This window comes from Brevundimonas sp. (genome assembly GCF_036659295.1).
Taxonomy (GTDB): Bacteria; Pseudomonadota; Alphaproteobacteria; order Caulobacterales; family Caulobacteraceae; genus Brevundimonas.
The window spans coordinates 1-8784 of sequence record NZ_JAVXCU010000019.1 but is presented as its reverse complement, the minus strand read 5'-3'; the positions used below and the strand labels follow the sequence as shown (position 1 = coordinate 8784).

Below are 8784 nucleotides of genomic sequence, written 5' to 3'. Positions count from 1 at the left end.
CATCGACTGCGTGTGTCGTGATGGCGCGTTTGTTGACGGTGTCGCTCGCCGCAAGCAGGGAAACACTCAGATTCTGGAACACGATGGGGCCGTCCTCTCCTTGGCAAATCAGGTCGCAAAGACGTTTCATCTGTCCAATCTGGTCAATATTCAATTCAAATCGTCGTCTACTACGGAAGACACGCCTCTGGTGCTGGAGGTCAATCCGCGCATGAGCGGCGGATGTCTGTATGCCGAGTTGAGCGGCTTAAACCTACCGCACCTCCAATTGCTAAACGCTTTGGACAGGCTTCCGCCAGACCAACCCAAACGACGGACGACGCAAATGATTGGCCCGATAGCCGGAGCAGTGGATTTGAGCAGCCTGTGGAGCTGTGCCGATGCGTGATCTCAAGATCGGAGAACGGCTGGATATCGCGTCTGGCGTTCATGAAATCCGTCTCGCCGCCGGCGATCGAGATTTGGATCGTCCCGCCAACCTGGTAATCGTGCCCGTGAACGACCAAGGCGAGACGATAGACGGTTTCGGCCCTTTGGCCTCCGACGACCGCGCAGACAGACCGGGACTTACGTGGCGCGACAAGAGCCGGATCACCCTGGATCTGTTAGCACTGCCTACTACGGTCGAGCGGCTTATTTTTATACTCTATCTAACGGATGCCGCTGGCTATGGCGACACCCTGGCTAGAGCTGGCGCACTCAGCCTACAGATCGACGAGGCTGTAACCTTCCGCATAAATATGTCGGGCCGCGACGACACAGCCACTATCATGGTCGAAATCTATCGTCGCCAGAACTCATGGCGCGTGTCCGCCAACGGACAGGGGTTCGCCTTCGGTATATCCGCGGTCAGCCGTGCCTTGAAAATACAACTTCCCATCAGTGATGGATATTCTGGAGCGCGGGTGGATGGGCCATCGAATGAGTACGGTGATCGCGGCCATCAAGGACCGCCCTCAGGTGCAGGAAGCAGCGGCTCCGCCTTCGCGATATCCCCACGCCTCCTGCTGACCAATCACCACGTTATAGAGGACGCAGTGTCGATAACAGCCTCCGGCGCGTCTGGCACGAGCGTGTGCGAACTCGTCGTCGCCGATCCCCTCAACGACATTGCTTTACTGCGGATTCGACACGACTCTGCCGAGATCGCGCGCTTCCGGCCGGACACTGATGTTGATCTGGGCGAGGATGTCATTGCCGCCGGCTTCCCCCTACAAGGACTGCTCGGTTCAGGGCCTCAGGTCTCGGTCGGCAATGTTTCATCATTGATGGGTATCGGCAACAACAGTGGCATCCTGCAATTTAACGCACCAATCGGTTCGGGCAGCAGCGGCGGGCCCATCCTCGATAATTCGGGATTGGTCGTAGGGCTAGTCAAGGCCGTGCTCCGCAACGACCTGCATCATGCCCCGATTGCTCAGAATGTTAATTTCGGCGTCAAGTCTAGCCTCGTTCGCAGTTTCCTTCACTCCGCTGGCGCATCGCCGACATTCGGCGACGTCCGATCCTCGCGTTCTCGCAGCGACATCGCGCGCGATGCACGCGCCTACCTATACCTCATCAATGTGAGGCACTGAACGAAGTCATGGGGTTCCGTTTTTCTAGACGCATCAAACTGATGCCAGGCGTTCGGTTAAATCTCGGTCTACGCGGTGCGTCGCTGTCAGCGGGGCCGCGAGGGGCATCGGTGACCATCGGCAAGAACGGCGTTTACGGCAATGTCGGCCTGCCCGGAAGTGGTCTCAGCTATCGAACCCGCTTGGACACCCCGGCTCCCCGCCTACCATCACAGCGCTCCCGAACGCCGCCAGCACAAACGGTGCCTACGGCACCGCTAGTGCCGGCCCAATTCCGTTATCGATTTGTCGATGAGCACATCGAATATCTAGACGAAGAGGGTCGACCGCATGATGCAGGCACCGTCGCCCTTATCAAATCCTTCTACAGCGATCAGTTAAAGCCCGTCCTTGAGGAGCGGGTCACGGCACTAAACGCCGCTCTGACTGACCTTGCTGCTCTGCATCTTATGACTCCGTCGCCTACCAGCGCTACGCCCTTCCCACTTACGGAAGCCCAACCGTTTGATCAGCCCAAACCGACAAGACCAAGCGATCCCGGTCAGCAGGATGCATTTGCTGCCCAGCTCAGCGCATGGCAAGTCGCGCGTGCGGCGCACGACCGCGAGTTCAGGCGTCTCCTCCCAGACCTTGAAGCCATCGCTCAACCGATATTGGACCGGCTGAGCGCAATGTCCTGGCCGCGGGAAACCAATATCAGCTTGGACCTTGATGAAGCGGGTAAGACCCTTCTTTTGGCCGTCGACCTTCCCGAGTTGGAAGACATGCCCGCCACTTGGTACAACCTCGCCATTCGCGAACTAAACATAATCTGCAAGCCGCTCAGCGCCTCCGCCACCGTCCGCCTTTATGCCGATCATGTGCATAGCCTAATCTTCCGCGCGGCCGGAGAGGCGTTCGCTGCTGAAGGGTCGATCGAAGAAGTGCGTATCGGTGCCTATCGGCAGGAGGTATCGAATGCCACAGGCCGAATAGAAGACGTGTGGATTTTAGCCGTCAACATCCGTCGTGACCAATGGGACCAACTCGATTTTGGCAATCTGCCTGCGATCGATCCTAAAGCGGCGCTAGCGCGCTTCGACCTCTCACGAAACATGACGGCAGGCGGACGGTTCCGGCCAGTCCCCGTATCAAACACCTTTCACGGAATGGTCGGCCATGACTAACGCCATTCAGGCTTTTCCGAAATGACAACCAAGCGCGCCATTATACTCTCTGGCGGGACGGTCGAGATCGAGGTGTTCAATGCCGCCCTCCAGCTCGACCATCTCTGCGATTTTGCTGCCCGCAACAATGCGAAGCGGGGTTTTCTGATCGTCTCGAAAGTACTCGGTCGCCATATGCCAGCACGCCCACTCCAAATGCAGGCGGCTGTAGAGGCATTGACGTCGAGAATACTGATGCAGGCTGCGGATCTTCCCGGCCCGGTCGTCTTCATTGGCCTGGCGGAGACGGCCGTCTGTTTGGGACAGTCAGTTCATGACACCTTTGGCCGTTTTACAGGACGCAAGGACACTCTGTTCCTCCACACCACTCGTCAGAGGATCGACGCGAAGGTGATGGCCACGTTCACGGAACCCCACAGCCACGCAGCGATGCACCTAATTTACGCGCCTGAATGCGAGGCTCACCTCCGAATGATGCAGGATGCGCGTTCATTGGTCCTAATCGATGACGAGGTGTCGACGGGCGTGACTTTAATCAATCTTGCCCAGGCGATTGGACCTCATCTTCCAAACCTGGAACGAATTTGCACTGCAACCTTGGCCGATTGGTCGAACGCCGCTGACTATGCCGCCGCAATGCCGTCGCCTGCAGAGGCCGTCAGCCTGCTCGAGGGCGCAATCGCATGGTGCCCCAATGGAGAACCCCAGTCTGTAGCACCGACCACATTGCCCGTCACGGCTCTGGGGCTGATGCCGTCACACGTCAACTTCGGGCGGCTCGGGGTTCAGGCTCGTCCGCAAGGGATAGACAAGCTGGCGGCTGATCTCATCCGGGACCAAGCCGACCGCTTTCTAATCATTGGCACTGGAGAGTTCACATGGCCCCCCTTTCTCCTGGCTCATGCATTGGAACTAGCTGGGCATGATGTGATGATGCAGGCGACGAGTCGCAGCCCGGTTCGCGTGGGCGGCGCGATAGGAAGCGCCCTTACCTTCGAAGACAATTACGGAACCGGCGTGCCCAATTATCTCTACAACGCCCACCGAGAAGAAGGCAGGCGAGTGATCATCTGTCATGAGACCCCGTCCGGTTCGATCGACCCAGCGCTAGTCGACGCGCTTGACGCGGAATGCTTGTTTTTCGGAGTAAACTGATGGTCGCGGCAATTGTCCTAGTCGACCTCGACGACACCCTGTTCCAGACGGCGCGCAAATGCCCAGATGCGGTGCATGCTTCAGACCTAACCCCTTATGGCTGGACCGCTGCCGGAGAGGCTATCAGCTTCGCAACGCCGTCCCAGGTAGCGCTTATTGACTGGCTACAGGAATCTACACGCCTCGTTGTCGTAACAGCGCGCAGCGGCGACGCGCTATCACGTACCAGGATGGATTTCGATCTCGCCGTCGTCGCCCACGGAGGCGGGATCGTCGATCATCATCCCAATTCCCCGCCGCCCGAACGACGGCTCTCTGCGGACTGGCGCGCCATCATGAGCGAGCGGGTCGTTGAATCGGCGCTGGAAGAGGTTTTGAAGCACGTTCGCTCAGAGAGCATGCGGCTAGGGATGGGCGTTCGGGCCCGTATAGTCGACGAGGCGGGCTTGCCGCTCTATGTCGTCGTCAAGCATGAATTGCCCGACGGCAACGACCCTGAACTGCATGCTGTCTGCGCCAGACCCATCGCCAGCCTCGCGCCGGGCTGGTCCGCCCACGTGAACGGCAATAACGTCGCCATCATGCCACCTGGGTTAGGCAAGGCTCTTGCCGTCGAATGGTTGTTGCCAAAACTAAAGGCGGAACACCCCAGCCTGCCTGTGATCGGAATCGGCGACAGCTTCACCGACGCCGGTTTTATGCGCCTCTGCGATTTCGCCATGACGCCGACGCACTCCCAACTCGCCACTCGGCTATTCCAGGCCAGCGATCTATGACAGCTCCAAAAGGCACGCCAGGACCAGGCAGCTATCGAACCGGCGATGTGTCCTTCCTATTGAAGGTCATCACCCTGGACGCAGTTAACGTTAGGGAAAAAGAGCGGCTGATCCAAAGCGGCTCCCGCCACTATTCCGAGATGATCTCCTCGGAAAGCGCACCCGACCGTGAGTACATGGCCATCTATGCCGATGCTCTGCGCGATAATGGATTGCGATTTGCACAGCATATCAATAACTTGGCAGACGCATTATCAGAGCGACCAATCGGCCCTCGCGGCATGGCCCTAACATCGCTGGCCCGTGCGGGAACGCCGATTGGCGTCCTCCTGACATTGGCTCTACGGCAGCGTGGGATCCCGGTCGATCACTATTCCATCAGCATTATTCGCGACCGTGGTCTAGATCTGAACGCCATGCGCCACATTCTGGAAAGGCACGACCCATCGGACGTTGTTTTCGTCGATGGCTGGACCGGCAAGGGCGCGATAGCGACTGAACTGCGTGGGTCGCAAGGTGCCCAAGCCGTAGGGGTCGATCCCTTCCTTGTCGTGGTAGCCGATCCTGCTGGTCAAGCCGACCTAGCCGCGACCGGCGAAGATTACTTAATCCCGTCGGGCATACTGAACGGCATCGTTTCCGGGCTGATAAGCCGATCCATCTTGAACGACCAAATCAAGAAGGATGATTTTCATGGTTGCGTCATTCTGGACGATCTTCGAGCTTCTGACGTGAGTAGAGCATTTGTCGATACGATCGCTCTTCAGTTGTCGACAGCCCCCCCGCAAATGGACGGACTCTGGTCTCCCGTCCTTGCCACTAGCCTGCGGCTCGATTGCGGTGCTTTGCTGGCGACTTTGGCGAATGTATTCGACATCCGCGACATCAATCGCATCAAGCCGGGGATCGCGGAGGCGACCCGGGCTGTTCTGAGGCGGGTTCCAGAACGCCTGCTGATCGACGATGTGAGCCATCCCGATGTGCGGCACCTCGTGCATCTAGCATCGACAAGACGCGTCCCTATCAATTCTCTGCCCTGTCCGAGTGCCTATCGCGCCGTGGCCATCATCAGCCATGCGGGAAGCGATTGACTCGTCTTGACCATTAGGAAATCTGCCTTGATCCAACCTGTTAGCCTCGGCGCGACTCTATACGTGCCCGCAGATCGAACCGACCTGCTCCAGATCGCCAATGGAGAGAAATACCCCCGTCTCCGATCCGTGATCTTTTGCTTAGAGGATGCCGTCTCCGAGATATCTGTTCCGACCGCCTTGGAGAATTTACGCCTGCTTGCGGCGCAACTCGCCGCCATGAAGGGAGCTGCTCAGGCGCGACCAATCATTCTTGTGCGTCCCAGGCATGCGGCCATGCTGAAGGTCATCGCAAGTATGAACGGGGCTGACCAGATCACAGGGTTCGTGCTGCCTAAGATCACGGCAGAAAACTTGGACGAATATTTGGATGCAATTCAATCAGATCAGCATTGCATCATGCCAACGATTGAAACGCGCGAAGCTTTTGATTTCGAAGCCATGAGGGCGTTGCGATCGAAGTTGTTGCTAATCAGGGACCGTGTAGCGCTCGTCCGGATCGGTGGAAACGACCTTTTGCGTACGATCGGCGGGCGACGTTCAAAACACCGTACAATATACGACGGGCCGATGAGCAGCATCATAGCGAACCTTGTGACAACCTTCGCACCCTACGGGTTTCTCCTGAGCGCTCCAGTCTGTGATAATTTCTCAGACCTTGACCTTCTTCAAGAAGAGGTTGAGCTCGATATAGATCATGGTCTCTTTACAAAATCCGCCATACATCCAAACCAAGTAGACCTGATACATGACCTATACAAAGTAAGTGCTGAAGAACTTATCTCCGCAAGAGCAATACTCGATATCAAGGCTCCCGCTGTTTTTTCGATCAATGGAGCCATGATGGAGCCCGCCACTCACACGGATTGGGCGAAAAACATCATAACAAGATCGGAAATCTTTGGAACGCTGAGCGTTTCTACGAAAATAATCTCTTCGGTGTGAAAATTAGATCCACGTAAGGCCAATGGGAGCGAGAAACCGAAAAGGCAGCGCAACAGAGAACCCCTCTTCGTTCTTGATCAAAGCCCGCGCCCATTTAGGCCATCAAAAATTCGAACCAGCAGCTAAACAATGCAATAGCTAACGGCGACCCGCTCCAAAATGTTAAACTCTCGTACCACCAAAATCAAAACTTCCGATTGTCCTTTTTAAGCACAAACTGAATGCTCAATTGCGAACTTCAGCATACCTGAATACTCACCGAGCGCTCTATCTGCTAAATACACTATTTTAGCCTCTAAATGCGGCTTACAACGCACTAAACTGCTTTATTTTCGGAAGACGGTTTTGCAACGCGCGTTCGAACGGCTCAGTGCACTTTTCGCAATGTACACTGACAGGCCACTTGAACCGATACTTCCAACCGCCAGGTCCCTAACCTGCCCCTTCTCGCATTCGTAATGCGGGGGTCACGTGTTCGAGTCACGTAAGCGGCACCACCCTTCCAGACAGCATATGAACTTCGCCTAAGGCTAGCGTGCCTTTGGCAAGGGTTCGTCGTGGGTTGCTTGTGGGTGTGCTTTTAACGTTACCGCCGACTTGAAAGGTTACAAGCTGACCTGCCCTTCTGCGGCTTAAACACACTCCTAAGTTTCACCTTAGATTATTCAGCCAGCGAGGCATGCCAAGACGCTTGATCGAATTGGGCCGCGCCTCATATGCTCTTTTGATTATTCCGCACATCATGGATGGGACTTGCTTTGGTTGAAAAATTTTCCATCACTAAGTTCGTCCCGACAGTCCTAAAAGAACGCCCCGGACAACGGTTCATTGCTCGTGAAATAGCCATGCTCATCATGCAGCAATATCCAGATGCATGCGAAGATAAGCGCTTACGCAGTAAAGCATCAAAGACCCCGCTCGATAATGATGACGCATTGCTGCAGCAAATCGTGGCTGAAATCGGCGCTCAACGAAAGAGACTTGAAAACCGCCTAGATATCAAGACAACCGAAGAGCGTCCTCGGAAGTATTACTATTCCACACAATCAGATACCGCGGAGATCGAGGCTGTCGAGAAAGTCTCACCGCTAGCAGGCTATGACAACCAGCCAACCAAGCTTCTTGAGGCTGATCTCTACCCCATACTCTCTGAGTTCCTATTCAATGAGTTGAATATCTACTCCAAGCGAATTGATGAGAAACGATCTCGCAAGCAATATGGCCCTGATGGGAATAAGTGGCTCTACCCCGACCTCGTGGGCATCGAGGACCTAACCTCGAATTGGGAACGTGCAGTGATCGAATGCGTCTCGGCCAGTTCCGAGACACGCACCAAGCTTTATTCCTTTGAGGTTAAGCTCCTTCTGAATCGTTCCAACGTGCGAGAGTGCTTTTTCCAAACCGTCAGCAACTCATCTTGGGCGAATTTTCCTTACCTCGTCGCAGCTGAAGTTCAAGGCAGCGAGACACTCAGCGAATTGCGAGTTCTCTCTGGAACACATGGCGTGGGGTTGATCCGACTCGACCCCGAAAATCCAAGCGAAAGTGAAATCCTTATCCCGGCTAAAGAGAGGACCGCGATCGATTGGAATAGCGCCAACCGTTTGGCAGCATCCAGCACAGATTTTACAGATTACCTGAACCTTGTCCGTCAGTTTTATCAGACTAAGGACATACGCCCGCAAGACTGGGATTATAGCGGAATCTAGCAGTTGCAAGGATGACTGCGGCGGATCACTGCGCAAACCTCGACATCTTATATGATGCGCACTTCCAAGCACATGAGTGAGACACTTTCAGACGAAACTACGGCCATCTCACCGAGCGTTCCGTCAGCAAACGAAGCGTAAAAAAGAGCCCGACAGGAAAGTCACGGGGTCGTTCGGGGGGCGCTCGTGACACCCGTCGGGCTTCACACGTTGGGCCTTGAAACTTACCCAACGCCAGTATGTAACCACAACCTGAACACGTTAGCGAATCTTAAATATCAGCGATAGATTTATATAGCTAACATCATCAAACCTATCAGCAAAATTAGCCTAACCGCCTCAGAAGCGGACGCACCCCCTTTCCC

The 8784-nt window shown here is 55.5% G+C and carries 8 protein-coding genes and 1 tRNA gene; all 9 read left to right on the top strand.

Features of this window, described 5'->3' with window-relative positions; genetic code table 11:
* On the top strand, positions 1-388 hold a 388-nt coding region (locus RSB01_RS05480), incomplete at its 5' end, for an ATP-grasp domain-containing protein (protein ID WP_332625160.1).
* On the top strand, positions 381-1577 hold the full coding sequence (locus RSB01_RS05475; RefSeq protein WP_332620461.1) for a trypsin-like peptidase domain-containing protein: 1197 nt from the start codon (positions 381-383) through the stop codon (positions 1575-1577). The genes RSB01_RS05480 and RSB01_RS05475, both read left to right, overlap by 8 nt.
* A gap of 8 nt (positions 1578-1585) precedes the next feature.
* Positions 1586-2743, top strand: coding sequence for a DUF4236 domain-containing protein (locus RSB01_RS05470; RefSeq protein WP_332620463.1), 1158 nt, complete (start codon positions 1586-1588; stop codon positions 2741-2743).
* 21 nt (positions 2744-2764) lie between these two features.
* Complete coding sequence (locus RSB01_RS05465) at positions 2765-3898, top strand: phosphoribosyltransferase domain-containing protein (protein WP_332625159.1); 1134 nt, start codon at positions 2765-2767, stop codon at positions 3896-3898.
* Complete coding sequence (locus tag RSB01_RS05460; RefSeq protein ID WP_332625158.1) at positions 3898-4674, top strand: sucrose-6-phosphate hydrolase; 777 nt, start codon at positions 3898-3900, stop codon at positions 4672-4674. The genes RSB01_RS05465 and RSB01_RS05460 overlap by 1 nt, the downstream gene beginning before the upstream one ends.
* Complete coding sequence (locus tag RSB01_RS05455) at positions 4671-5765, top strand: cysteine protease StiP domain-containing protein (protein ID WP_332625157.1); 1095 nt, start codon at positions 4671-4673, stop codon at positions 5763-5765. The genes RSB01_RS05460 and RSB01_RS05455 overlap by 4 nt, the downstream gene beginning before the upstream one ends.
* A gap of 27 nt (positions 5766-5792) precedes the next feature.
* Positions 5793-6710 (top strand): HpcH/HpaI aldolase/citrate lyase family protein, encoded by a 918-nt coding sequence (locus RSB01_RS05450; protein ID WP_332625155.1) that lies wholly within the window; start codon positions 5793-5795, stop codon positions 6708-6710.
* A gap of 398 nt (positions 6711-7108) precedes the next feature.
* Positions 7109-7207, top strand: a tRNA-Ser gene (locus RSB01_RS05445).
* Positions 7208-7468: 261 nt separating this feature from the next.
* Positions 7469-8419: a hypothetical protein gene (locus tag RSB01_RS05440; RefSeq protein ID WP_332625154.1), complete on the top strand. Its 951-nt coding sequence runs from the start codon at positions 7469-7471 to the stop codon at positions 8417-8419.
* Positions 8420-8784 lie beyond the last annotated feature (365 nt).